The following is a 24357-nucleotide window of genomic DNA, read 5'->3' as shown; positions in this document are numbered from 1 at the left end:
ACGAGCTTGTTGTTGCCTTCAACTGTGAAGCTGATTCCCTTGGGAGGATCAACCGTGATGGAGTGTGAGAAGCCAAGAGCGAACTCAAGTGAGTCACCCTTCGCAGCGACACGGTAACCCGTGCCCACAATCTCGAGGCCCTTGGAGTAGCCCTGTGTAACGCCGACGATCTGGTTCGCAATAAGGGTGCGAGTCAGTCCGTGAAGTGAACGAGAAAGACGCTCTTCGTCGGGACGCGTCACGACAACCTGGTTCTCTTCGATCACGGCGACGATGGGTGCTTTAACGGTGAGAACAAGCTCACCCTTAGGGCCCTTGGTGGTGACAACCTGTCCATCAATGGACACGGTTACACCGCCTGGGATGTCAATAGGAAGACGGCCAATACGTGACATTTTTGATTACCACACGTAGGCGAGGACTTCCCCACCTACACCTTTCTTCGCAGCCTGACGGTCTGTCAAGAGACCTGAGGAGGTGGACAAAATGGCAACACCCAAACCGCCGAGGACGGTGGGGATTTCGGTCGACTTTGCGTAAACGCGCAAACCAGGCTTCGAAACACGCTTGATGCCGACAATCGACCTCTCGCGGTTTGGGCCAAACTTGAGGCTCAGCGTGAGGGTCTTACCAACGCGAGCGTCGGTCTCCTCGAAGCTTGCAATGAAACCCTCGCGCTTGAGGATTTCGGCGATGCCTGTCTTGAGCTTGCTCTGCGGCATGGACACGGTGTCGTGGTGCGCTGAGTTCGCATTGCGCAGTCTGGTCAGCATGTCTGCGACCGGATCTGTCATTGTCATCTGGTTCTTCTTTCGTTCACCAGGTTTCGATCATCCGTTACACGAATGCCGACCTGTGGTGGGTTATTTGGCGGAATCCGCCGTCTGGAATGGGAATCCCAGGTGCTTGAGCAGGGCGCGACCAGCGTCGTCACTCCGGGCAGTAGTCACAACAGTGATGTCCATACCGCGGGGGCGATCGATCTTGTCCTGGTTGATCTCGTGGAACATTGACTGCTCGTTGAGACCAAAGGTGTAGTTACCGTTTCCATCGAACTGACGTGGCGAAAGGCCACGGAAGTCACGGATACGGGGAAGTGCGAGCGACAGGAGCCGATCGAGGAATTCCCACATGCGGTCGCCACGAAGTGTCACGTGGGCGCCAATGGGCTGTCCCTCGCGAAGCTTGAACTGAGCAATCGACTTGCGAGCCTTCGTGATCTGAGGCTTCTGACCCGTGATCAACGTAAGGTCGGCAACTGCGAAATCGATGAGCTTGCCATCGCGGGCAGCCTCACCCACACCCATGTTCACGACAATCTTGGTGAGAGTCGGGATCTGGTGAACATTCGTGAAACCGAGCTCAGCAGCAAGAGCCGCCTGAATTTCCTCGCGGTACCGCAGCTTGAGTCGCGGTGCGACAGCCTTTACGCCAGCTGTGCCAGCTTCAGCAACAGTGTTTGTCATTAGAGGTCCTTACCTGACTTCTTGGCGTAACGAACACGGATCGTCTTGGTGACGCCGTCTTTCGTTACCTGCTCGGAACGGAAGCCAACGCGAGTGGGCTTCTTCGTCTCGGGGTCAACGAGGGCCACGTTGGAGACGTGAATCGGTGCCTCCATGGTCTCGATGCCACCGGTTGTGGTGCCGCGCTGGGTCTGACCCGCACGAACGTGCTTCTTGACATAGTTGATGCCCTCGACGAGAACGCGGTTGCGCTCCACGAGAACCTCAATAACGCGACCCTGCTTGCCACGGTCTCCGCCGCGAGCCTGGCTACGCCCAGTGAGAACCTGAACCAGGTCTCCCTTTTTGATGTTTGCCATGACTAAATAACCTCCGGAGCCAATGAAACGATCTTCATGAACTTCTTGTCGCGAAGCTCGCGACCGACTGGACCGAAGATACGAGTACCGCGTGGCTCGCCATCCGCTTTGAGGATGACGGCTGCGTTCTCGTCGAACTTGATGTACGAACCGTCGGGGCGACGGGTCGACTTGACCGTGCGAACGATGACAGCTTTGACGATGTCACCCTTCTTGACGTTTCCACCGGGGATTGCATCCTTGACAGTGGCGACGATGACATCTCCGAGACCGGCGTAACGACGACCGGAACCACCGAGAACACGAATCGTAAGCAGCTGCTTGGCGCCGGTGTTGTCGGCTACCTTAACTCTGGATTCTTGCTGAATCACTTCTTACTCCCTTTACACAGTAAGCCGAGGCTTACTTTGCCTTCTCGACGATTTCGACCAGGCGCCAGCGCTTGGATGCGCTCAGCGGACGGGTCTCGTTGATGAGGACGAGGTCGCCAATTCCTGCGGCGTTCAGCTCATCGTGAGCCTTGACCTTGGAAGTGCGGCGGATGACCTTGCCGTACAACGGGTGCTTTACGCGGTCTTCGACCTCAACGACGATGGTCTTATCCATCTTGTCGCTGGTGACGTAGCCACGACGAACCTTGCGGTAGCCACGAACGAGAGCCTCGGTCTCAGCTGCCTTCTGCTCTTTTGCGGTAGCCATTATTCGGTCTCCTCCGCGGTCTCGGCTTTGACAGCCTTGGTCTTCTTCTCGGCCTTAGGCGCAATAATCGCTGGTGCCGGCATTGGGCGGATGCCCAGCTCGCGCTCACGGATAACCGTGTAGATGCGAGCAATGTCACGCTTCACGGCGCGCAGGCGGCCGTGGCTCTCGAGCTGGCCCGTAGCGGACTGGAAGCGCAGGTTGAACAGCTCTTCCTTAGCCTTACGAAGCTCTTCTACGAGACGCTCGTTATCAAATGTGTCGAGCTCGATGGGACGAAGCTCCTTGGATCCGATAGCCATTATGCGTCTCCCTCTTCGCGCTTGATGATGCGTGCCTTGAGGGGCAGCTTGTGAATGGCGCGCGTCATTGCCTCACGGGCAACTTCTTCGCTGACACCGGCGAGCTCAAAGAGAACACGGCCGGGCTTGACGTTAGCAACCCACCACTCTGGCGAACCCTTACCGGAACCCATGCGGGTTTCGGCTGGCTTCTTGGTCAAGGGGCGGTCGGGGTAGATGTTGATCCATACCTTGCCACCACGCTTGATGTGACGCGTCATGGCGATACGAGCGGACTCGATCTGACGGTTAGTCACATAAGCGGGAGTCAGGGCCTGAATGCCGAACTCGCCGAACGATACCTTGGTGCCACCAGTTGCCTGGCCGCTACGGCCGGGATGGTGCTGCTTGCGGTGCTTGACTCTACGTGGAATCAACATGGTTATGCCTCAACTCCTGCTGTAACCGGAGCCGCGTCAGCCTTAGGGGCACGACGGGGACGGTCACTACGCTCGGGACGGACCGACTTAGCGTTGGCCTGCTCGCGAGCGAGTTCCTTGTTGGTGATGTCACCCTTGTAAATCCAGACCTTCACGCCGATACGGCCGAAGGTGGTTTTTGCCTCATAGAAGCCGTAGTCGATGTTCGCGCGGAGCGTGTGCAATGGCACGCGACCTTCGCGGTAGAACTCCGAACGGCTCATCTCAGCGCCGCCCAAACGGCCGGAGACCTGGATACGAATACCCTTTGCTCCTGCGCGCTGAGCGCCCTGCAGACCCTTACGCATTGCGCGGCGGAAAGCCACACGTGCGGAGAGCTGCTCGGCAATGCCCTGAGCAACAAGCTGAGCTTCAGCCTCGGGGTTCTTGACCTCGAGGATGTTGAGCTGAATCTGCTTGCCCGAGAGCTTCTCGAGGTCGGTGCGAATACGCTCGGCCTCGGCGCCACGGCGGCCAATCACGATACCCGGACGGGCGGTGTGAATGTCTACACGGACGCGGTCACGGGTGCGCTCAATTTCAATGCGGGCAACGCCTGCACGGTCGAGGCTCTCGCTCAGCATGTGACGGATCTTGATGTCCTCGGTCACGAAGTCGGAGTAACGCTGACCCTTTTTCGTGCTGTCAGAGAACCAACGCGACACGTGATCAGTGGTAATACCCAGACGGAAGCCGTAGGGATTGACTTTCTGGCCCATTACTTGGCCCCCTTCTTCGCAACCTTCGTGCCGGCAGCCTGAATTTCATCAGGAGTGCTCAGTACGACGGTGATGTGGCTGGTGCGCTTGAGGATCTGGAATGCACGGCCCTGAGCACGCGGACGGAACCGCTTCAGGGTGGCGCCATCATTTGCCCAAATCTTCGAGATGAACAGATCCTGCTCGTCGAGGAATGCGTTAGACGCATCTGCCTTTACACGTGCGTTGGCAACAGCCGACGCTACGAGCTTGAAAATAGCTTCGCTCGCACCCTGGGGGGCGAACTTCAGAATGGCCAACGCTTCATTGGCCTGCTTGCCGCGGATCATGTTGATAACACGACGAGCCTTCTGCGGGGTAATGCGGATGTGACGCAAGCTTGCGACGGACTCCACCATTTCTCTACCTCTCCTAGCGTCGCCGACTAGCGGCGACGGCCCTTCTTGTCGTCCTTCACGTGTCCGCGGAAGGTGCGTGTCGGAGCAAACTCACCGAGTTTGTGACCAACCATGGTCTCGGTGACGAACACCGGGATGTGCTTGCGGCCATCGTGCACCGCAATAGTGTGACCGAGCATCGCGGGGATGATCATCGATCGACGGGACCACGTCTTGATGACGTTTTTCGTGCTGGCTTCGTTTTGGACGACCACCTTGCGGAGCAGGTGCTCATCGACGAAGGGGCCTTTCTTAAGACTGCGTGGCATCTTCTTGGACTCCTACTAACGCTTCTTGCCGACGGTACGACGACGAACGATGAGCTTGTTGCTCTCCTTGTTAGGTCGGCGCGTGCGGCCTTCCTTCTTACCCCAGGGGCTGACGGGGTGACGACCACCGGACGTCTTACCCTCACCACCACCGTGGGGGTGATCAACAGGGTTCATGGCAACACCACGAACGGTCGGGCGGACGCCCTTCCAGCGCATACGGCCGGCCTTACCCCAGTTGATGTTCGACTGCTCGGCGTTACCGACTTCACCAATGGTGGCGCGGCAACGAGCGTCAACGTTACGGATTTCACCGGACGGCAGACGAAGCTGCGCGTAGGGGCCATCCTTAGCAACGAGACGTACCGAGGTACCAGCCGAACGGGCCATCTTTGCGCCGCCACCGGGCTTGAGCTCAATGGCGTGAATGACGGTACCGGTAGGGATGTTACGCAACGGCAAGTTGTTACCGGGCTTGATGTCGGCACTGGCGCCCGACTCAATGATGTCGCCCTGGTTGAGCTTGTTAGGAGCGATGATGTAGCGCTTGCTGCCGTCATAGAAATGAAGCAGGGCGATACGTGCGGTGCGGTTGGGGTCGTACTCAATGTGAGCGACCTTGGCGAGCACGCCATCTTTGTCGTGACGACGGAAGTCAATCACGCGGTACTGGCGCTTGTGGCCACCACCGATGTGACGCGTCGTGATGCGACCTTGGTTGTTACGACCACCGGTCTTCGACAACGGACGAAGAAGTGACTTCTCCGGCGTCGAACGGGTGATTTCAGCGAAGTCCGCGACGCTCGAGCCGCGACGGCCCGGCGTAGTGGGCTTGTACTTACGAATAGCCATTATGTGTCCTCGTTATCCGTGCCGCGTTAGCCGACGGCTGTAAAGATGTCGATGGAACCGGACTTCAGTGTGACGATGGCGCGCTTGGTGTCCTTGCGCTTTCCTTGGCCAAACTTGGTACGGAGTGTCTTACCCTTGCGGTTCAGGGTGTTGATTGAGGCGACCTCAACCTTGAAGATCTTCTCAATTGCGAGCTTGATCTCGGTCTTGTTCGAACGGGGGTCCACGACGAACGTGTACTTACCCTGGTCGATCAATGCGTAGCTCTTCTCAGAGACAACAGGCGAGATGATGACGTCGCGAGGATCTTTGTTGTTGGTTGCGATCATGCGCTGACCTCTTCCTTCTTCTTGCTGCTCACGAAGGCGTCAAATGCTTCCTTGGTGAAGACGATGTCATCGCTGACGAGCACGTCATAGGCGTTCAGCTGGTCGGAGTGCAGAACGTGAACGGCGGGAAGGTTGCGAACGCTCTTGAGAGAGAGGTCGTCACCACGCTGGATCACAATCAGCACGTGCTTGGTCGACGCGATCTTGTTCAAGAACGCGGCAGCAACCGTTGTCGACGGAACATCGGCACCGAATGCGGTCACGACGTGAACGCGCGAACCGCGGGCCCGGTCAGAAAGAGCACCTAGCAGGGCTGCGGCAATCATCTTCTTAGGGGTGCGCTGGGCGTAGCTGCGAGGGATGGGACCGTGAACGATTCCACCACCGCGCATCTGTGGAGCACGAATCGAACCCTGACGGGCGCGACCGGTTCCTTTTTGCTTGAACGGCTTGCGGCCAGCACCAGAGACTTCACCGCGGCGCTTGACCTTGTGCGTACCCTGACGGGCAGCAGCAAGCTGAGCGACGACGACCTGGTGGATGAGCGGGATGTTGGCGGCAACGTCAAAGAGCTCTGCAGGAAGTTCGACCGAACCGGCCTTCTTGCCTGCGAGGTCGAGGACGTCGACGGTGGTTGCGTTAGCCATGGACTACGCCCCCTTCACTGCGTTGCGAACGAATACGAGGCGGCCACGTGCACCCGGAACGGCGCCCTTGACGAGCAAGAGACCCTTCTCTGCGTCTACGGCGTGTACGCGGAGGTTCAGCACGGTTACGCGCTCGCCACCCATACGACCGGCCATGCGCATGCCTTTGAAGACGCGACTGGGGGTCGAAGAGGCACCGATGGAACCGGGCTTACGGTGGTTACGGTGTGAACCGTGCGAAGCGGATACACCCTTGAAGTTGTGACGCTTCATTACACCGGCGAAGCCTTTACCCTTGCTGGTGCCCATGACGTCGACCTTTTGGCCGGCTTCGAAGGTGCTTTCTACGGTGAGCTCCTGGCCCAGTTCGTAGGAAGCTGCATCAGAGGTGCGAACTTCGGTCACGTGACGGCGAGGCGTGACGCCTGCCTTGTCAAAGTGGCCTGTAGCAGGCTTGTTTACCTTACGAGGGTCAATGGCGCCGCCGGCGATCTGAATGGCGCTGTAGCCATCCTTCTCGGGCGTACGCAGCTGCGTGACAACGTTAGGAGTGATCTCGATGACGGTGACGGGAACAAGCTTGTTGTTCTCATCCCACACCTGGGTCATTCCCAGCTTCTTGCCGAGCAGACCCTTAGCGGTCTTAGTCTCAGTAGCCATGATTCCCTTAGAGCTTGATCTCGATGTTGACGTCAGCTGGCAGGTCGAGACGCATAAGCGAGTCGACGGCCTTCGGCGTGGGATCGATAATGTCGATCAGACGCTTGTGGGTGCGCATTTCAAAGTGCTCCCGGCTGTCCTTGTACTTGTGGGGAGAACGAATCACACAGATTACGTTCTTCTCCGTAGGAAGCGGCACTGGGCCGACAACAGTGGCACCCGCACGGGTTACTGTGTCGACAATCTTGCGCGCCGAGGAGTCAATGACCTCGTGGTCATATGACTTAAGTCGAATGCGGATTTTTTGTCCCGCCATGTGACTCTCTCTTTCGTTTCGAGCGTCGTACGGCCTCGGGACCGCATTGGACGCATATTGCATGAAAAAACCGGGTACTACGTGTGTTGCACCACTATTTATCTGTCAAAACCCTGTTGATTGGGCCTGACGAAAACGCACCACACATTACGGATGGTGTGGCCTCGACAGACTCGACCGACATAGGTTCCAGCACTCTCCCGGTGTAAACACGCAGACCCTGAGCGAACTCAGACTCATCAAAGAGTGACGGTTTGTTCTCGTACCTGTGGCCTAGCGTGATCGGAATACTCCGTCGCTATGCACTACCTGGCAGTGATTCGCACGCAAACTGCCGCGAAATGTCGAACTTGTATATATTGCCACAGAGTTACGGGTTCATGCAACCCGGGCGTGTCTTAGATCTCAGGCGGAAGCCTCGCGGACAATGTGACTGCGCGCATGGGCAACCGCAGCGTCGAGATTGTCGAACAGATGATTCTCGTGACGCAGCTTTCCCAATACTCCCACTCGGCGCACAAGGTCGATATGACCGGGTTGCACGCCCTTGATGAGGGCCGTGATTCCTTGTCTTTCGAGTTGATCCACGATGTCCACCAGGACACGGGCGCCGGTGGCATCTAAGAACTGAAGTTCCGACATCCGGATAATGACAACGGATACCCCACTCACGTGCGTCACCGAGTCAAGAATGCGATCGGAGGCCCCGAAAAAGAGTGCGCCCTGCATTCTAAAGACGGCAATGCGCTCGTCTCCTGGCTGGGCTTCACCCGGAATACTCTCCCGGTGGACTCCACTGGACTTCACCAAGGCACGGAGGGCGAAGAATGCCGTGGCGACAATGCCGATGATGACGGCCTCAATCAGGTCAAAACCAACCGTGATGATGGCCGTTGCCACGAAAATCACGGCATCGGACTTTGTCGATTTTATGATCGAGAACATGGCTCGCCACGGAATCATGCGCGCTGCCGTCACCATGAGCACACCGGACAGAGCAGCCAGAGGAATGCGCGAGACGGGGCCTGTTGCCAAATAGACCACCCCGAGAAGGACGGCAGCATGGACGATGGCTGCCATTCGTGTTTTACCACCGGAGCGGATATTGACCGCCGTGCGCGCGATCGCCCCTGTAGCAGGCATCCCGCCGAAGAGAGCTGAGCCGATGGAGGCCAGACCCTGCCCGAAAAGTTCACGGTCGGGGTCAAAAGTTCCGTTGTCACCCATCGTTGAGGCAACGCGGGCGGATAGCAGAGACTCGATGGCGGCCAGGGCGGCCACGGCAATCGCCGGCGCGATCATGGCGCCCAAATTAATGGAGCTGAAGTCCGGCCATGACGGTGCTTTAAGCGACGAGGGAAGTACGCCAATACGAGCCAAGGGTGCTGCGAGTACCTCGGCCAGAACCGTCACCACGACGATGGCAATGATGGAGCCGGGGATGAGCTTGACGAACTTGGGGAGCAACACCATGATTGCGGCGACCAGAATCACAGACCCTGCGCTCCAGGCCACGGCGGCGGGGTTCGCTGCCACCACGCTGAGGTAGCCGTTGACGAGCGCGCTCGTCGATTCCTTGATGTCAGGGGACCCAACCGCAGCCGGAACCTGCTGCAAGAAGATGATGACGGCAATGCCCAGAGTGAAGCCCTCAATGACCGGCCACGGAATGAAGCTGACCGCGCGGCCGAGTTTCAACAGTCCCATGGCAACGACAATGAACCCGGCGATTAGGCCGACGACGACGACGGCCGAGGGGCCATAGACGGCGACGACCGGTGCGAGCACAACGACCATGGCGCCGGTAGGGCCGGAGACCTGAACGTTTGAACCGCCGAAAACGGCGGCGATAAATCCGGCCACGACAGCCGTAATGAGACCTGCTTCGGCGCCCACCCCAGAACTGACACCAAACGCAAGAGCAAGAGGCAAAGCAACAATGCCGACGGTTACCCCCGCGAGGAGATCAGCCCTCCAATTTCGACGCGACTGCGCGTAATCCTGAGCTCGGGGTAAGAAAGTGCGGAGGTTTGACATGAGCGACACGGGCTTGTTCGACCGTTCTTATAGTGGGTTTAGCATCACTTTACGCCCGCACCCGCACGCCATCAATTCGACAGGGTGGAATTCCGCTTAGCGGCGCACGTTGCCACTGGTTGAAGCGAGCCAACGAATGACGCTCGGCTTCAGCACCATCCACACAAGGACCGTAACGATGATCGATGCCGCGAACACCCCGACCCCCCACCAACTGGTTTCGTCGTTCCCGGCGAACATGTGATTGAGATTCCGCACTGCACCCGTGGTCATGACCAGGGTGACATGCACGATCGTAAAAATCACAAAGTAAAAGAGCACGGCATTGTGCGTCCACCGCAGGGGCACCTCAGAAAAAATTCGGTTCAGCCGGGGTGAATCTAACGGCCAGACGGATGACAGACGCAGTCCAGTGAAGACCGCGATGGGCGCCGCCACGAACACCGTCGTAAAGTACGCCAATACTTGGAGGCTGTTGTAGTTGACCCAGCCGTCAGTGGTTGGCCAATCAAAAGAGGCGTATTGGAGGAGGGCCGAGACGGCATTAGGAAAGACGTTCCAGCTCGTGGGCACGATCCGCATCCACTGCCCTGTTGCAAAGAGGAGCACCATCAGGATGATTCCATTCAGAACCCAGAATGCGTCAACGACCAGGTGCAACCAGACATTGATGCCGATTCGCCGCGGCGCTGCCGTGGTGCGAATGAGTCCAGTATTGGATCGCGTCCAGAACGCATCGGGCCGCTTCTTCGAGCGAATCGACCACGCTGTGCGCACTATGAGGACCAGGAAGAAGAAGTTAAGGAAGTGTTGCCAGCCCAACCAGCCAGGAATTCCCGAAGGCGCCTCCGCCGGAAGCGCTGTCGTCCCCGGGTACATCACGAGGAAGACTTCAACCCCCGACAACGTTCGTAGCCATGCGGCAACGAGAACAAGAAAAATCAAACCGATGACGGCGCTGGGAACCATCCAGCTGAGAAATCGCCACTGCTTGTGCACGTTTCTAATCTACCGGCGGTGAACAAGCGGCCTAACACAGAGTGCATCACTTCGTGGATTGAAAGGTCGCATTCCGTGTGGTCTCGACAAGGAAGCGCGTGCAAGCCCCGGGTTAAAACGAAAAGACCCACCCCTTACGGGATGAGTCTTTTCGATAAGCAACCTTATTCCCCGGAGGGAGCGCCTGCGCGGTGGGCGTTAGCCCAACGCGCAGCAAGATTACTTGAGGATCTTTACGACGGTTCCAGCACCAACGGTACGTCCACCCTCACGGATGGCGAAGCCGAGGCCCTCTTCCATGGCGATGGGCTGAATCAGCGCAACGGTCATGTCGGTGGTGTCGCCAGGCATAACCATCTCTTTGCCCTCAGGCAAAGTGATGACGCCGGTGACGTCGGTCGTACGGAAGTAGAACTGGGGACGGTAGTTACCGAAGAACGGGTTGTGACGGCCACCCTCATCCTTTGACAGGATGTAGGCGGTACCTTCGAAGTCCGTGTGAGGGGTAACCGAACCGGGCTTGACGATAACTTGACCGCGCTCAACATCTTCGCGCTTGGTGCCACGAAGAAGAAGACCACAGTTCTCGCCGGCCCATGCCTCGTCGAGCTGCTTGTGGAACATCTCGATACCCGTAACCGTGGTCTTCTGAGTCGGGCGGATGCCAACGATCTCGACCTCGGAGTTGATAGCAAGGGTTCCACGCTCGGCGCGGCCAGTGACAACGGTTCCACGACCAGTGATCGTGAAGACGTCCTCAATCGGCATCAAGAACGGCTTGTCCTTGTCGCGGATGGGGTCGGGGACAGATTCGTCAACAGCGTCCATCAGTTCGAGGATGCTTTGCGTCCACTTCTCGTCGCCTTCGAGAGCCTTGAGGCCCGACACGCGGACTACGGGAACGTTATCGCCGTCGAAGCCCTGGCTGGTGAGGAGTTCGCGAACCTCGAGCTCAACGAGCTCAAGGATCTCTTCGTCATCAACCATGTCGGACTTGTTCAGTGCAACGAGCAGGTAGGGCACGCCAACCTGCTTTGCGAGCAGAACGTGCTCGCGGGTCTGGGCCATGGGGCCGTCAGTTGCGGCAACCACGAGGATTGCGCCGTCCATCTGAGCAGCACCAGTGATCATGTTCTTGATGTAGTCGGCGTGGCCGGGTGCATCAACGTGTGCGTAGTGACGCTTAGGCGTCTCGTACTCAACGTGTGAAATATTGATCGTGATACCACGCTGACGCTCTTCGGGAGCCGAGTCGATCGACGCGAAGTCGCGCTGAACGTTCGTCTTCGAAGGGTACTTGTCAGCAAGGACCTTGGAGATAGCCGCTGTCAGCGTCGTCTTTCCGTGGTCAACGTGCCCGATGGTTCCGATGTTTACGTGCGGCTTGGTCCGCTCGAACTTGGCCTTAGCCACAATGTCCTCCTCAGGACTCTGATGCGGTCCCCCACCGAGAATTTCGGTGGGCTCCCACAATGAGTTGCGTAGATATTTTACTGGATAACAGGAACGAGTTATTCGCCCTTGTTCTTCTGGATGATCTCTTCAGCTACCGCGCGGGGAACTTCCGAGTAGCTGTCGAAAGTCATCGAGTACACCGCGCGACCTGAGGTCTTTGACCGCAGATCACCGACATAACCGAACATCTCAGACAGGGGTACGTGAGCACGAACAACCTTTACGCCGGTGGCGTCCTCCATGGACTGAATCTGTCCACGGCGGGAGTTGAGGTCGCCAATAACGTCGCCCATGTATTCCTCAGGGGTACGTACCTCGACGGCCATCAAAGGCTCAAGCAGAACTGGGTCTGCCTTGCGTGCAGCTTCCTTGAACGCCATAGAACCGGCGATCTTGAAGGCCATTTCCGAAGAGTCAACGTCGTGCGCCGCACCATCGAGAAGGATTCCCTTGACACCAACCATGGGGTAGCCGGCGAGAACGCCCACAGCCATGGAGGCCTGGAAGCCCTGGTCGACCGAACCGATGTACTCGCGAGGAACGCGACCACCGCTGACCTTGTTTTCGAATTCGTAGACCTTCTCCGCTGTGACCTCAAGAGGTTCAAGCGAGATCTGGACCTTGGCAAACTGCCCTGAACCACCGGTCTGCTTCTTGTGCGTGTAGTCATGCTTATCCACAATGCGACGAATCGTTTCACGGTAGGCGACCTGGGGCTTACCCACGTTGGCCTCAACATTGAACTCGCGACGCATACGGTCTACGAGGATGTCGAGGTGAAGCTCACCCATTCCGGAGATGACCGTCTGACCAGTTTCCTGGTCGTGCTCCACGCGGAACGTGGGGTCTTCTTCAGCGAGCTTCTGGATGGCGATTCCAAGCTTTTCCTGGTCCGCCTTGGTCTTCGGCTCAATTGCAACCGAGATAACGGGCTCAGGGAATGTCATCGACTCGAGAACGACCTGATTGGCGGGATCACACAGCGTGTCACCCGTCGTCGTGTCTTTGAGACCAATAACGGCGTAGATGTGACCAGCTGTCATCGACTCAACGGGGTTTTCCTTGTTGGCGTGCATCTGGAAGATCTTGCCGATGCGCTCTTTCTTTCCCTTGGTCGCGTTGATGACCTGAGCGCCGGAATCGGCAGCACCGGAGTACACGCGAACGTAGGTAAGGCGACCGAAGAAGGGGTGAACGGCAACCTTGAAGGCAAGGCCAGCGAAAGGGTCAGTCGAAACCGGGCGACGCTGAATAATCTTCTCTTCGTCGCGAACGTCGTGACCCTCAACAGCAGGGACGTCAAGCGGGCTGGGCAAGTAGTCGATAACAGCATCGAGCATGGGCTGAACGCCACGGTTCTTGAAAGCAGAACCACAGAGAACAGGGTAGATCTCGCTGTTGACCGTGAGCTTGCGGATGGCCTTCTTGATCTCAGCAACACTGAAATCGACGTCACCCACCATGAAACGCTCGAGAAGGGCGTCGTCAGTTTCGGCGACAACCTCGATGAGGGCTGCACGGTACTCGTTTGCCTTGTCCACCAGGTCTGCAGGAATCGGCTCGATCTCGTACTTAGCACCGAGCTCGACGTCACCCTTGGAGTCGCCGCGCCACGTCAGGGCATGCATCTCCACGAGGTCGACAACACCTTCGAAGGTGTTCTCGAAACCGATGGGGAGCTGAATCACGAGGGGACGAGCACCGAGGCGCTTGATGATGGTGTCTACCGTGAAGTAGAAATCAGCACCGAGCTTGTCCATCTTGTTGACGAAGCAAATACGAGGGACGTCGTACTTGTCAGCCTGACGCCATACTGTCTCCGACTGGGGCTCTACGCCCTCTTTGCCGTCGAAGACCGCAACAGCACCATCGAGAACGCGGAGCGAACGCTCCACCTCGACAGTGAAGTCCACGTGGCCGGGGGTGTCAATGATGTTGATCTGGTTGTTGTTCCAGAAACAGGTGGTCGCAGCAGAGGTAATCGTGATTCCACGTTCCTGCTCCTGCTCCATCCAGTCCATGGTGGCGGCGCCATCGTGAACTTCACCGATCTTGTGAGTGATTCCCGTGTAAAACAGGATTCGCTCGGTCGTTGTGGTCTTGCCAGCATCGATGTGAGCCATGATGCCGATATTGCGGACCTTGTTCAGGTCAGTGAGCACGTCTTGTGCCACAGGATTCCTCCGAGATTAAAAGTGATTAAAAAGACAAACGCGTTGGTGACTACCAGCGGTAGTGCGCGAAGGCCTTGTTCGACTCGGCCATCTTGTGGGTGTCTTCGCGACGCTTGACAGCGGCGCCGAGACCGTTCGAGGCATCGAGAATCTCGTTCATGAGCCGCTCGGTCATCGTTTTTTCACGACGAGCCTTCGAGTAGCTGGTCAACCAGCGAAGAGCAAGGGTGTTAGCGCGGTGAGGCTTGACCTCAACGGGGACCTGGTAGGTCGATCCACCAACACGACGCGAACGAACCTCAAGTGTGGGGCGGATGTTGTCGAGAGCCTTCTTTAAGGTGACAACCGCATCCAGACCGGACTTATTGGTTACGCCAGCGAGAGCACCGTAAACGATGCGCTCAGCAAGACCCTTCTTGCCATCAAGAAGAATCTTGTTGACGAGCTGAGTGACAATGGGGGCGCCGTATACGGGATCGGCAACAACGGGACGCTTTGGAGCGGGACCTTTACGAGGCATTACTTCTTCTCCATTTTCGCACCGTAGCGGCTACGAGCCTGCTTGCGGTTCTTTACTGCCTGGGTGTCAAGAGCACCGCGGATGATCTTGTAGCGCACACCGGGGAGGTCTTTCACACGACCGCCGCGAACGAGCACCATTGAGTGCTCCTGGAGGTTGTGGCCTTCACCTGGGATGTAGGCGGTGACCTCGGTGCCGTTGCTGAGCTTGACACGAGCGACCTTACGAAGAGCCGAGTTGGGCTTCTTGGGGGTGGTCGTGTAGACGCGCGTGCATACGCCGCGCTGCTGGGGGTTCGACTTGAGGGCGGGAGCCTTGGTCTTGGTGACCTTGGGTGAGCGTCCTTTGCGAACCAACTGGTTAATAGTTGGCACTAGTTCTCCTTGGAAAAACTGCACGGTGACAGCTGTTATTGATGACGAGCATTCGGGCTTCTTTCGACGAGTCAAAAGGCACGAGTTCAATTGGACCTACCCAACAAGGCGAGTGCCGAGTTGATGATGGTAGGTATGCCGTGGGGGCCGACCACAGAAATTTCTTACTGCGAATAGGACCCTTTTGTGATGCACGGTTCGAGTGTCAGGCGCTTGCCAAACCCGAGGGCTCAACGAAAGCACGCGACAAAACGCACCAAGGCAAAAGCTTAGCCCGAGGCGAGCCTGGGGTCAAATGGGTCGTGATGCCGTAAGCGGTAACTCAGGGTGCCGAAATACGCGAGCGACACGATAAGGGCATTGACCGCGATAATCAGCGATGGCCAGTCACCAGCCAGCCCAAGAACAAAGAATAGGCTCTCTCCCGGCGGCCCCGTCGAGAAAAGAATCCACGCCAATAGTCCGCCCAAGAGGTATGCCCCATAGACGCTCGCCACTATTGCCGCGACCGAGATGATTCGAACGGTCACGGCACGACGCAACGCCACTGTGAGAAGTCCACCGACAAGTGCCAGAGTTGCCGCGGCGACCATTGCGAGTCCCAGAACAACGCCCGCGCGCGGATTAGTGATGACATCCCGGCCAACGAGCAAGCTCATCATTCCTAAGCCAAAAACGTTCAAGGCCCAGAACCCGCCGACAGCGAACATTGAGATTCCCACGATGGATGCCGTAGAGGGATCACGGGCCCTCCGCGGGTCGCCCGCCGGCTCTCCTTTATTGCCGGTCACTGCAGTAAAGCGGGGGGTAGCACGGCGGAAGCGCCGGCGGTTGCAGTTGCAGTTGCAGTTGCAGTTGCAGTTGCGGTGAGGGTGGCTCCCTCCCTGAGACGCTTACCTCGTCGAGAAATCCAAACGCCAAGCCAGAGCGGAATTTCACGCCCAAGGATGGGGGCAATCAGGACAAGAGGGCTAAAGGCGATGTTGTCCCACAGCGTTGTGCGCGCTTCAACAAAAGTGAGGGCCCACGCATGGATTGAGATGAGGCCCGCCCCCAGTGCGGCAGCATACGTGAGGACGCCGAGAACGAAACTTCCCGCAACGAAAGAGATCCAGGGGCCACGATTGACGAGGATTGCGAGCAAGGCAAAGAGCCCCGTGAACAAGGCGGAGGTGAGCCAGAAGATGGGTGTCGCAAGGAAGGACAATGTGCTGGAGTAGACGAACTCCGTCGGCTGACGCAGGGCAATAATGCCGAAGGCAGCCGCGGCATAAAGGAGCGCAAAGAGTAGCCCACCGAAGAGAGCGATGAGGGCACCGGCTCGACGATTGCTGGCCGGGCGGACACCAATCTGGCCGAGAATCGGCGCGGCAGGCGTCACCTCATCCAGAATGTCATCGATGGTAGCCACGGTTGCCGGTTCGGCCGGCACGTCACGCTCGGAGGGTGCCTTAAAAAACTCCGGATGCTCCTGAGTTAGGTTACTCATCAGGAATCCCTTTCGCTCGTGTGACTTTTCGCCATAACCGGTTCATCGCGTCACTATACAACGACGAGAGCCCCACCCGAAGGTGGGGCTCTCGCGTGGCCACAAACTCGTTTTCACGAAATTTGTGCCGGGGTCCATGGGCCGAAGCTCACAGAATCCCTTTTCTTAGTTGTAGTTACCGGAGAAGTCATCCGACGAGAAGGACTCGAAGTCGACGAAGCTCAGGTCAGCTTCGGTGAAGTCGCCCTCTGCCGCAAAGATGCGGTTGGGGTAACGCTCAGCCTTAGCTTCTTCCGTTGCCTCGACCGAGATGTTGCGGTAACGCGCCAATCCGGTTCCGGCAGGAATGAGCTTTCCAATGATGACGTTCTCCTTGAGACCGACGAGAGGGTCAGACTTGCCCTCCATGGCGGCCTGCGTGAGGACACGGGTCGTCTCCTGGAAGGAGGCGGCGGACAGCCACGACTCAGTTGCCAACGAGGCCTTGGTAATACCGAGGACTTCCTGACGAGCCGATGCGGTTTTCTTGCCCTCGGTGAGAGCAGCACGGTTCATCTCGGTGTACCGCGAACGGTCGACGAGCTCGCCGGGCAGAAGATCGGTGTCTCCGTGCTCCACAACAGTTACCTTGCGAAGCATCTGACGAACGATGACCTCAATGTGCTTGTCGTGGATGGGGACACCCTGCGAGCGGTAGACGCCCTGAACTCCATTGACGAGGTGACGTTGCACAGCGCGAACGCCCTGCACGCGAAGAACCTCTTTCGGGTCGACGGTGCCGACCTGGAGCTGCTGGCCGAGTTCAACGTGGTCACCGTCAGAGACGAGGAGCGTTGAACGCTTGAGCACGGGGTAAATCACTGCCTCGTCGCCGTTATCCGGCGTGAGAATGATCTTGCGGCTCTTGTCGGTGTCTTCGATCGTGATGCGACCAGCGGTCTCGGCGATGGGCGACGCACCCTTGGGGGTACGAGCCTCGAAGAGCTCCTGGACGCGGGGAAGACCCTGCGTGATGTCATCAGCCGATGCCGAACCACCCGTGTGGAAGGTACGCATAGTGAGCTGAGTTCCCGGCTCACCGATCGACTGGGCCGCAATAATACCCACGGCCTCACCGATATCGACGAGCTTGCCGGTGGCCAACGAACGACCATAGCAGGCAGCACACACACCAACAGCGGACTCACACGTGAGAACCGAACGAACCTTGGCTTCGTAGACACCAGCCGCGATGAGCGTGTCGATGAGAACGTCACCGACGTCGGCGCCAGCCTTAGCCACAACAACGCCGTTGGCGTCAATGGCATCTTCCGCGAGGCTACGAGCGTAGACCGAGTTCTCAACATTACTGTCGCGAACGAAGGCACCCGTTGCATCTTGGATAACGATCGGCAGGTCAAGACCCTTAGTCGAACCACAGTCGTCTTCACGGATGATGACATCCTGCGAGACGTCTACGAGACGGCGTGTGAGGTATCCCGAGTCTGCAGTTCGCAGAGCCGTGTCGGCCAGACCCTTACGCGCACCGTGAGTTGCGATGAAGTACTCCACAACGGAGAGACCCTCACGGTAGGACGAAATGATCGGACGAGGGATGATCTCACCCTTAGGGTTGTTCACCAGACCACGCATACCGGCAATGTTGCGAACCTGCAGCCAGTTTCCACGAGCACCCGACGTAACCATGCGGTTAATCGTGTTGTCCTTGGGGAAGTTCTTCTGCATAGCTTCGGCAACTTCTTGCGTAGCATCCGTCCAGATCTTGATGAGTTCCTGACGACGCTCGTTATCTGTGATCATGCCCTTTTCGAACTCGACCTGAACATTGGCAGCCAACTTTTCGTAGCCAGCAACGATCTCGCGCTTGTTCGGAGGAGTCAAGATGTCCGAGAGAGCAACGGTGACGCCCGAGCGAGTAGCCCAGTGGAAACCAGCATCCTTGATGTTGTCAAGGGTGGCCGCAACCGTGGTCTTGGGGTAGCGCTCGGCGAGGTCGTTGACAATGCGAGAAAGCTCGTTCTTGTCCGCAACTTCTTGAACGTAGGGGTAGTCATCGGGCAACGTCTCGTTGAACAGAGCCTGCCCAAGCGAGGTGGTGACCAAAACGGGACCGTTGACATAACCCTCGGGGGCAGTGCCCTCGGGGAAGACGACGTCGTGCATGCGGATGCGAGCCATGGCGTTCAGATCCAGCGTGTGCTGGTCCTTGGCCAAAATTGCCTCGGCTACCGACGAGAACGCGCGGCCCTCGCCGATGGCGCCTTCCTTGACAGTGGTCAAGTGATGAAGACCAATGATCATGTCCTGCGTAGGCAGGGTCACGGGGCGGCCGTCCGAAGGCTTGAGGATGTTGTTCGAAGCCAGCATCAAGATGCGAGCCTCGGCCTGAGCCTCAACCGAGAGTGGCAAGTGAACGGCCATCTGGTCGCCATCGAAGTCAGCGTTGAACGCGGCACACACGAGGGGGTGAAGCTGGATGGCTTTACCCTCGACGAGCTGAGGTTCGAACGCCTGAATGCCCAAACGGTGAAGCGTTGGTGCGCGGTTAAGCAACACGGGGCGCTCGCGAATGATTTCTTCCAGCACGTCCCACACCTGGGGGCGGCTGCGCTCAACCATACGCTTTGCGCTCTTGATGTTCTGAGCGTGGCTCAGGTCAATCAAACGCTTAATAACGAATGGCTTGAAGAGCTCGAGTGCCATCTGCTTAGGCAGACCACACTGGTGCAGCTTCAGCTGAGGGCCGACGATGATGACGGAACGACCGGAGTAGTCAACGCGCTTTCCGAGCAGGTTCTGACGGAAACGACCCTGCTTACCCTTGAGCATGTCCGAGAGCGACTTGAGCGCACGGTTACCGGTACCGGTAACGGGGCGGCCACGACGACCGTTGTCGAACAGTGCGTCAACCGCCTCTTGAAGCATGCGCTTCTCGTTGTTCACGATGATCTCGGGAGCACCAAGATCAAGCAGACGACGAAGACGGTTGTTGCGGTTGATGACACGACGGTAGAGGTCGTTCAAGTCGCTCGTTGCGAACCGGCCACCGTCAAGCTGAACCATCGGGCGCAGCTCGGGAGGAATGACGGGAACAACGTCGAGAACCATCGAAGCCGGCGAGGTGCCGGTCGTCAGGAACGCAGAGACAACGCGAAGGCGCTTGATGGCGCGAATTTTCTTCGCACCCTTGCCCTCAACGATTTCCAAACGTAGATCCTGAGCCTCGGTGACGAGGTCGAAAGTTTCGAGGCGCTTCTTGATGGCTTCGGCACCCATGTAGGCCTCGAAGTAGATTCCGAAGCGGTCAACGAGTTCATTGAAAACGGCGTCTTCGGGCTTGAGGTCGCCGACCTTAAGGTTGCGGAAGTCATCCCACACGCGCTCCAGGCGAGCAATTTCCTCGTCGAGGCCCTTGCGGATCTGTCCCATTTCCTTTTCAGCTACGTCCTTGGCACGACGCTTCTGGTCAGCCTTTGCGCCTTCTGCTTCGAGAGCAGCAAGGTCGGTCTCCAAGCGCAACATGCGCTCGGCGATCCGCGAGTCGCGCTGGTCGCCCAAGGTCTTGATTTCGAGACGAAGCTCGTTTTCAAGTCCAGGCATGTCGGCGTGACGGCCTTCGATGTCTACGCTGATGACCATGTAGGCCGCAAAGTAGATGACCTTCTCGAGGTCTTTCGGAGCCATGTCGAGCAAGTAGCCCAACCGGCTCGGAACACCCTTGAAGTACCAGATGTGCGTAACGGGGGCAGCAAGCTCAATGTGGCCCATGCGCTCGCGACGAACGGAGGACTTGGTGACCTCCACGCCGCAGCGCTCACAAACGATGCCCTTAAAGCGCACCCGCTTGTACTTGCCGCAGGAGCATTCCCAGTCACGCGAGGGGCCGAAGATCTGCTCTCCGAAGAGACCATCCTTCTCTGGCTTCAGCGTGCGGTAGTTGATAGTTTCTGGCTTCTTAACCTCGCCGAAGGACCAACGACGGATGTCGTCTGCCGTGGCCAGACCAATGCGAAGCTCGTCAAAAGTGGTTGCGTCGAGCAATGTCTACTCTTTCCTTAGATTCTTTGAAAGTCTGACTTCGGTTAGATCTCGTCGATTGACGAGGACTCGAAGCGTGTGGAGATGTTGATACCGAGCTCTTCTGCTGCGCGGTAAGCCTCGTCGTCGGTGTCGCGGAGACTGACGACTTGGCCGTCGGAACCGATAACTTCAACGTTGAGGCAGAGGGACTGCATCTCCTTGATGAGAACCTTGAAGGATTCGGGGATACCCGGCTCCTGAATGTTCTCGCCCTTGACAATGGCTTCATAGACCTTCACGCGGCCGACAATGTCGTCGGACTTGATGGTCAGAAGCTCTTGCAGCGCGTACGCGGCACCGTAAGCCTCGAGGGCCCACACTTCCATCTCACCGAAACGCTGTCCGCCGAACTGTGCTTTACCACCGAGAGGCTGCTGCGTAATCATCGAGTATGGGCCAGTCGACCGGGCGTGAATCTTGTCATCTACCAAGTGGTGGAGTTTCAAGATGTACATGTACCCAACCGAGACGGGCTCAGGGAAGGGCTCGCCGGAGCGACCATCGAACAACAGAGCCTTGCCGGAGGAGCCGATGAGGCGCTCTCCGTCACGTGTCTTGATGGTCGAGTCGAGCAGACCAGCGATTTCTTCCTCGAGGGCACCGTCGAACACGGGGGTTGCCACCTTGGTGCCGGGGGCAGCTTCCCATGCAGCTTCGGGGAGACGGCCAGCCCAAGCAGGCGTGCCTTCAACCTTCCAGCCCTGCTGAGCAATCCAGCCAAGGTGGGTCTCGAGTACCTGACCGAAGTTCATGCGGCCCGGAATACCGAGGGGGTTGAGAACGATGTCGACGGCGGTACCGTCGGCCAAGAAGGGCATATCTTCAACGGGGAGAATCTTGGAGATAACACCCTTGTTGCCGTGACGACCAGCCAGCTTGTCACCTTCGGTGATCTTGCGCTTCTGAGCAATGTAGACAACAACGCGTTGGTTGACGCCCGAGCCGAGCTCGTCTTCGTCATTTGCAGCGTCGAATACCTTGACCGCAATGATCGTGCCGGACTCACCGTGAGGAACCTTGAGCGAGGTGTCACGCACTTCGCGGCTCTTTTCGTTGAAGATGGCACGCAACAGACGTTCTTCGGCAGAAAGCTCGGTCTCACCCTTGGGCGTGACCTTGCCGACGAGGATATCGCCGGGGCGAACCTCTGCACCGATACGAATGATGCCGCGCTCGTCGAGGTTGGCGATGAGTTCAGGCGAGACGTTGGGAAGGTCGCGAGTGATCTCTTCCTTACCCAACTTGGTGTCGCGCGCATCCACGTCATATTCCTCAATGTGGATGGAGCTCAGGATGTCATCAGCCACAAGACGCTGGCTGAGGATGATCGCGTCCTCGAAGTTGTGACCTTCCCAGGGCATGAATGCCACGAGCAGGTTTTTGCCGAGAGCAAGCTCGCCGTTTTCGGTGGCCGGGCCATCAGCGATGACCTGACTTACCTCGACACGCTCGCCGGCCGTCACGATGACGCGGTGGTTATAGCTCGTGCCTTGGTTGGAGCGATCGAACTTACGAAGGAAGTAATCCTGCGTGCCACCCTCATCGAGGAGGACCGAAACGTGATCGGCTGAAACTTCAGCGACCACACCGGCCTTCTCCGCGGTGATGACGTCACCAGCATCAATAGCCGCGAAGCTCTCCATACCAGTTCCAACGATGGGGCTCTCGCTGCGAAGCAAGGGCACAGCTTGACGCTGCATGTTGGCACCCATGAGAGCACGGTTCGCATCGTCGTGCTCGAGGAACGGAATGAGCGAGGTTGCAACCGACACCATCTGGCGAGGGGAGACATCCATGTAGTGAACGTCAGCAGCAGGAACGAGTTCAACCTCGCCACCCTTACGACGAACGAGAACACGCTCTTCGGCGAAGCGAGCATCAGCCGTCAAAGGCGCGTTGGCCTGAGCAACGATGAACTCGTCTTCTTCGCTTGCGGTGAGGTAATCGATGTTCTCCGTGACAACGCCCTTGACGACGCGGCGGTACGGAGTCTCGATGAAACCGAATGCGTTGATACGGGCGAACGACGCCAGCGAGCCGATCAGACCAATGTTCGGGCCTTCAGGGGTCTCGATGGGGCACATACGGCCGTAGTGCGAGGCGTGAACGTCTCGAACTTCAACACCGGCACGTTCACGGGAGAGACCACCGGGGCCCAGCGCGGAAAGGCGACGTTTGTGCGTCAAGCCCGCGAGGGGGTTGTTTTGGTCCATGAACTGCGAGAGCTGGCTGGTTCCGAAGAACTCCTTGATCGCGGCGACGACAGGGCGCACGTTGATCAGAGTCTGAGGCGTAATTGCTTCGATGTCCTGCGTGGTCATGCGCTCGCGAACGACACGCTCCATGCGGGACATACCGGTGCGTACCTGGTTCTGGATGAGCTCACCCACGGCACGAATACGACGGTTACCGAAGTGGTCGATGTCGTCGACGTCGAGACGAATGTTGACCTTCTTGCCCTCGCGGGTTCCCGGAACAGTGGTCTCTTCTGCGTGCAACGCGACCAAGTACTTGATCGTCGAAATGATGTCTTCGACGCTCAAGACCGACTCGTTCATTGGAGCCTCAAGGCCCAACTTGCGGTTGATCTTGTAACGACCGACCTTAGCCAAGTCGTAACGCTTGTGGCTGAAGTAGAAGTTATCCAGCAGAGCACGTGCCGCCTCGGCAGCAACCTGCTCGCCCGGACGAAGCTTGCGGTAGATGTCCTTGAGCGCCTCTTCCTTGGTGAGGATGGAATCCTTCTCCAATGTGAGGGCAATGGACTCGTAGCCCTTGAATTCGTTCATGATGTCTTCGGTGGTGAGACCGAGAGCCTTCATGAAGACGGTAACTGACTGCTTGCGCTTACGGTCGATGCGAACACCAACTTGATCGCGCTTGTCGATCTCAAACTCAAGCCATGCTCCACGGCTAGGGATGATGCGAGCCGAGTAAACGTCCTTGTCGGAGGTCTTCTCCTGCGTGCGGTCGAAGTACACACCGGGGCTACGCACAAGCTGCGACACAACGACACGCTCGGTGCCGTTGATGATGAATGTACCCTTCGGGGTCATCAGCGGGAAGTCGCCCATGAACACGGTCTGGGTCTTGATTTCCCCCGTGACGTGGTTCATGAACTCAGCCTCGACATAGAGGGGAGCAGCAAAAGTCTTGCCGCGCTCCTTGCACTCCATGATCGAGTACTTCTCAGGCTCGAGGTACGGATTCGTGAAGCTAAGTTGCATGGTCTCATCGAGGTTCTCGATGGGAGAGATCTCCTCGAAGATCTCCTCTAGACCTGTGCGCGAAGCGAGGTCTTGACGACCAGCCTTCTTAGCTTCAGCCACCCGCTTCTGCCAGCCTTCATTTCCGACGAGCCAGTCAAAGCTCTCCGTCTGAAGTGCGAGCAGATCGGGGACAGTAAGTGTGTCCGTGATCTTCGCGAACGAAAGACGCGAAGCGCCTCGACCGTTCTTAATGGACTTGGTGGTGTTTGCGTTGCGCGCAGCAGCCAAGGAAATAACCTCCGTGGACCCCGTCAGGCCCTCATGGTGTCGGTCGATGTGATGGATCTTGCGCTCTCGCAAAAAAGCCCACTAAAGTGGGGCAACTCATGGAGTGATCCACGAGCCGAGAAATGTTCATGTCCACCGCAATATGAGGGCATGAGAATTCTTCAGAGCGCAAAGTATAACTATAGGCCTGTTCACTAACCCATGTCCAGTTAAGAATCG

The 24357-nt window shown here is 57.8% G+C and carries 26 protein-coding genes; all 26 read right to left on the bottom strand.

Going from position 1 to position 24357, the window contains the following annotated elements:
• The coding region (locus FB555_RS09595) for a 50S ribosomal protein L6 (protein ID WP_182485252.1) at positions 1-395 on the bottom strand (395 nt) is incomplete at its 3' end.
• 6 nt (positions 396-401) lie between these two features.
• A complete protein-coding gene (gene rpsH, locus FB555_RS09590; RefSeq protein WP_182485251.1) occupies positions 402-800 on the bottom strand; it encodes a 30S ribosomal protein S8 in 399 nt (132 codons plus the stop codon).
• 63 nt (positions 801-863) lie between these two features.
• Positions 864-1466, bottom strand: a complete 603-nt coding sequence (gene rplE, locus FB555_RS09585; RefSeq protein WP_182485250.1) for a 50S ribosomal protein L5 — start codon at positions 1464-1466, stop codon at positions 864-866.
• A complete protein-coding gene (gene rplX, locus FB555_RS09580) occupies positions 1466-1825 on the bottom strand; it encodes a 50S ribosomal protein L24 (RefSeq protein ID WP_182485249.1) in 360 nt (119 codons plus the stop codon). The genes rplE and rplX overlap by 1 nt, the downstream gene beginning before the upstream one ends.
• A gap of 2 nt (positions 1826-1827) precedes the next feature.
• A complete protein-coding gene (rplN, locus tag FB555_RS09575; protein ID WP_182485248.1) occupies positions 1828-2196 on the bottom strand; it encodes a 50S ribosomal protein L14 in 369 nt (122 codons plus the stop codon).
• Between the two features lie 31 nt (positions 2197-2227).
• Positions 2228-2524: a 30S ribosomal protein S17 gene (rpsQ, locus tag FB555_RS09570; RefSeq protein ID WP_182485247.1), complete on the bottom strand. Its 297-nt coding sequence runs from the start codon at positions 2522-2524 to the stop codon at positions 2228-2230.
• Positions 2524-2826: a 50S ribosomal protein L29 gene (gene rpmC, locus FB555_RS09565; RefSeq protein WP_220475943.1), complete on the bottom strand. Its 303-nt coding sequence runs from the start codon at positions 2824-2826 to the stop codon at positions 2524-2526. The genes rpsQ and rpmC overlap by 1 nt, the downstream gene beginning before the upstream one ends.
• The gene (rplP, locus tag FB555_RS09560; RefSeq protein WP_182485246.1) at positions 2826-3245 is read right to left on the bottom strand and encodes a 50S ribosomal protein L16; all 420 of its coding nucleotides are present in this window, start codon (positions 3243-3245) and stop codon (positions 2826-2828) included. The genes rpmC and rplP overlap by 1 nt, the downstream gene beginning before the upstream one ends.
• A 2-nt stretch (positions 3246-3247) precedes the next feature.
• Positions 3248-4003, bottom strand: coding sequence for a 30S ribosomal protein S3 (gene rpsC / locus FB555_RS09555; RefSeq protein ID WP_182485245.1), 756 nt, complete (start codon positions 4001-4003; stop codon positions 3248-3250).
• Complete coding sequence (gene rplV, locus FB555_RS09550) at positions 4003-4401, bottom strand: 50S ribosomal protein L22 (RefSeq protein WP_182485244.1); 399 nt, start codon at positions 4399-4401, stop codon at positions 4003-4005. Before rplV ends, rpsC begins: the two co-directional genes overlap by 1 nt.
• A gap of 26 nt (positions 4402-4427) precedes the next feature.
• Positions 4428-4709 carry a 30S ribosomal protein S19 gene (gene rpsS, locus FB555_RS09545; RefSeq protein WP_182485243.1) on the bottom strand — a complete coding sequence of 94 codons (282 nt, stop codon included), beginning with the start codon at positions 4707-4709 and terminating at the stop codon, positions 4428-4430.
• 15 nt (positions 4710-4724) lie between these two features.
• Positions 4725-5561 (bottom strand): 50S ribosomal protein L2, encoded by an 837-nt coding sequence (gene rplB, locus FB555_RS09540; RefSeq protein WP_182485242.1) that lies wholly within the window; start codon positions 5559-5561, stop codon positions 4725-4727.
• 26 nt (positions 5562-5587) lie between these two features.
• Complete coding sequence (rplW, locus tag FB555_RS09535) at positions 5588-5890, bottom strand: 50S ribosomal protein L23 (RefSeq protein WP_220475942.1); 303 nt, start codon at positions 5888-5890, stop codon at positions 5588-5590.
• A complete protein-coding gene (gene rplD, locus FB555_RS09530; protein ID WP_182485241.1) occupies positions 5887-6537 on the bottom strand; it encodes a 50S ribosomal protein L4 in 651 nt (216 codons plus the stop codon). The genes rplW and rplD overlap by 4 nt, the downstream gene beginning before the upstream one ends.
• 3 nt (positions 6538-6540) lie before the next feature.
• On the bottom strand, positions 6541-7197 hold the full coding sequence (rplC, locus tag FB555_RS09525) for a 50S ribosomal protein L3 (protein ID WP_182485240.1): 657 nt from the start codon (positions 7195-7197) through the stop codon (positions 6541-6543).
• Positions 7198-7204: 7 nt separating this feature from the next.
• A complete protein-coding gene (rpsJ, locus tag FB555_RS09520) occupies positions 7205-7513 on the bottom strand; it encodes a 30S ribosomal protein S10 (protein WP_038295541.1) in 309 nt (102 codons plus the stop codon).
• Positions 7514-7918: 405 nt separating this feature from the next.
• Complete coding sequence (locus FB555_RS09515; protein WP_182485239.1) at positions 7919-9550, bottom strand: SulP family inorganic anion transporter; 1632 nt, start codon at positions 9548-9550, stop codon at positions 7919-7921.
• Positions 9551-9646: 96 nt separating this feature from the next.
• Positions 9647-10549: a cytochrome b/b6 domain-containing protein gene (locus tag FB555_RS09510; protein ID WP_343046448.1), complete on the bottom strand. Its 903-nt coding sequence runs from the start codon at positions 10547-10549 to the stop codon at positions 9647-9649.
• A 219-nt stretch (positions 10550-10768) separates the two neighbouring features.
• Positions 10769-11962 (bottom strand): elongation factor Tu, encoded by a 1194-nt coding sequence (tuf, locus tag FB555_RS09505; protein ID WP_182485238.1) that lies wholly within the window; start codon positions 11960-11962, stop codon positions 10769-10771.
• Positions 11963-12060: 98 nt separating this feature from the next.
• A complete protein-coding gene (gene fusA / locus FB555_RS09500; RefSeq protein WP_182485237.1) occupies positions 12061-14178 on the bottom strand; it encodes an elongation factor G in 2118 nt (705 codons plus the stop codon).
• Between the two features lie 49 nt (positions 14179-14227).
• Complete coding sequence (rpsG, locus tag FB555_RS09495; RefSeq protein WP_182485236.1) at positions 14228-14698, bottom strand: 30S ribosomal protein S7; 471 nt, start codon at positions 14696-14698, stop codon at positions 14228-14230.
• A complete protein-coding gene (gene rpsL / locus FB555_RS09490) occupies positions 14698-15072 on the bottom strand; it encodes a 30S ribosomal protein S12 (RefSeq protein ID WP_182485235.1) in 375 nt (124 codons plus the stop codon). Before rpsL ends, rpsG begins: the two co-directional genes overlap by 1 nt.
• Before the next feature lie 269 nt (positions 15073-15341).
• A complete protein-coding gene (locus FB555_RS09485; RefSeq protein ID WP_182485234.1) occupies positions 15342-15863 on the bottom strand; it encodes a hypothetical protein in 522 nt (173 codons plus the stop codon).
• Entirely contained in the window at positions 15860-16561 is a 702-nt protein-coding gene (locus tag FB555_RS09480; RefSeq protein WP_182485233.1) for a hypothetical protein, read from the bottom strand. The genes FB555_RS09485 and FB555_RS09480 overlap by 4 nt, the downstream gene beginning before the upstream one ends.
• 165 nt (positions 16562-16726) lie before the next feature.
• The gene (gene rpoC / locus FB555_RS09475) at positions 16727-20602 is read right to left on the bottom strand and encodes a DNA-directed RNA polymerase subunit beta' (protein ID WP_182485232.1); all 3876 of its coding nucleotides are present in this window, start codon (positions 20600-20602) and stop codon (positions 16727-16729) included.
• Between the two features lie 41 nt (positions 20603-20643).
• A complete protein-coding gene (gene rpoB, locus FB555_RS09470; RefSeq protein ID WP_182485260.1) occupies positions 20644-24138 on the bottom strand; it encodes a DNA-directed RNA polymerase subunit beta in 3495 nt (1164 codons plus the stop codon).
• Positions 24139-24357: the final 219 nt, after the last annotated feature.

It is taken from the genome of Alpinimonas psychrophila, assembly GCF_014137865.1.
GTDB lineage: Bacteria > Actinomycetota > Actinomycetes > Actinomycetales > Microbacteriaceae > Alpinimonas > Alpinimonas psychrophila.
Note: the sequence above shows the minus strand (reverse complement) of the source record. Positions and strands in the feature narration are given on the sequence as shown.

Excerpts from the sequence above, each read along its gene's own strand:
- rpsJ (WP_038295541.1), bottom strand. The coding sequence starts at position 7,513 with ATGGCGGGACAAAAAATCCGCATTCGACTTAAGTCATATGACCACGAG.
- rplP (WP_182485246.1), bottom strand. The coding sequence starts at position 3,245 with ATGTTGATTCCACGTAGAGTCAAGCACCGCAAGCAGCACCATCCCGGC.
- rpmC (WP_220475943.1), bottom strand. The coding sequence starts at position 2,826 with ATGGCTATCGGATCCAAGGAGCTTCGTCCCATCGAGCTCGACACATTT.
- rpsC (WP_182485245.1), bottom strand. The coding sequence starts at position 4,003 with ATGGGCCAGAAAGTCAATCCCTACGGCTTCCGTCTGGGTATTACCACT.
- rplV (WP_182485244.1), bottom strand. The coding sequence starts at position 4,401 with ATGGTGGAGTCCGTCGCAAGCTTGCGTCACATCCGCATTACCCCGCAG.
- rpsH (WP_182485251.1), bottom strand. The coding sequence starts at position 800 with ATGACAATGACAGATCCGGTCGCAGACATGCTGACCAGACTGCGCAAT.
- rplX (WP_182485249.1), bottom strand. The coding sequence starts at position 1,825 with ATGGCAAACATCAAAAAGGGAGACCTGGTTCAGGTTCTCACTGGGCGT.
- rpsG (WP_182485236.1), bottom strand. The coding sequence starts at position 14,698 with ATGCCTCGTAAAGGTCCCGCTCCAAAGCGTCCCGTTGTTGCCGATCCC.
- FB555_RS09515 (WP_182485239.1), bottom strand. The coding sequence starts at position 9,550 with ATGTCAAACCTCCGCACTTTCTTACCCCGAGCTCAGGATTACGCGCAG.
- rplB (WP_182485242.1), bottom strand. The coding sequence starts at position 5,561 with ATGGCTATTCGTAAGTACAAGCCCACTACGCCGGGCCGTCGCGGCTCG.
- rpsQ (WP_182485247.1), bottom strand. The coding sequence starts at position 2,524 with ATGGCTACCGCAAAAGAGCAGAAGGCAGCTGAGACCGAGGCTCTCGTT.
- rplC (WP_182485240.1), bottom strand. The coding sequence starts at position 7,197 with ATGGCTACTGAGACTAAGACCGCTAAGGGTCTGCTCGGCAAGAAGCTG.
- rplD (WP_182485241.1), bottom strand. The coding sequence starts at position 6,537 with ATGGCTAACGCAACCACCGTCGACGTCCTCGACCTCGCAGGCAAGAAG.
- rplE (WP_182485250.1), bottom strand. The coding sequence starts at position 1,466 with ATGACAAACACTGTTGCTGAAGCTGGCACAGCTGGCGTAAAGGCTGTC.
- rpsS (WP_182485243.1), bottom strand. The coding sequence starts at position 4,709 with ATGCCACGCAGTCTTAAGAAAGGCCCCTTCGTCGATGAGCACCTGCTC.
- rplW (WP_220475942.1), bottom strand. The coding sequence starts at position 5,890 with ATGATCGCAACCAACAACAAAGATCCTCGCGACGTCATCATCTCGCCT.
- FB555_RS09480 (WP_182485233.1), bottom strand. The coding sequence starts at position 16,561 with ATGAGTAACCTAACTCAGGAGCATCCGGAGTTTTTTAAGGCACCCTCC.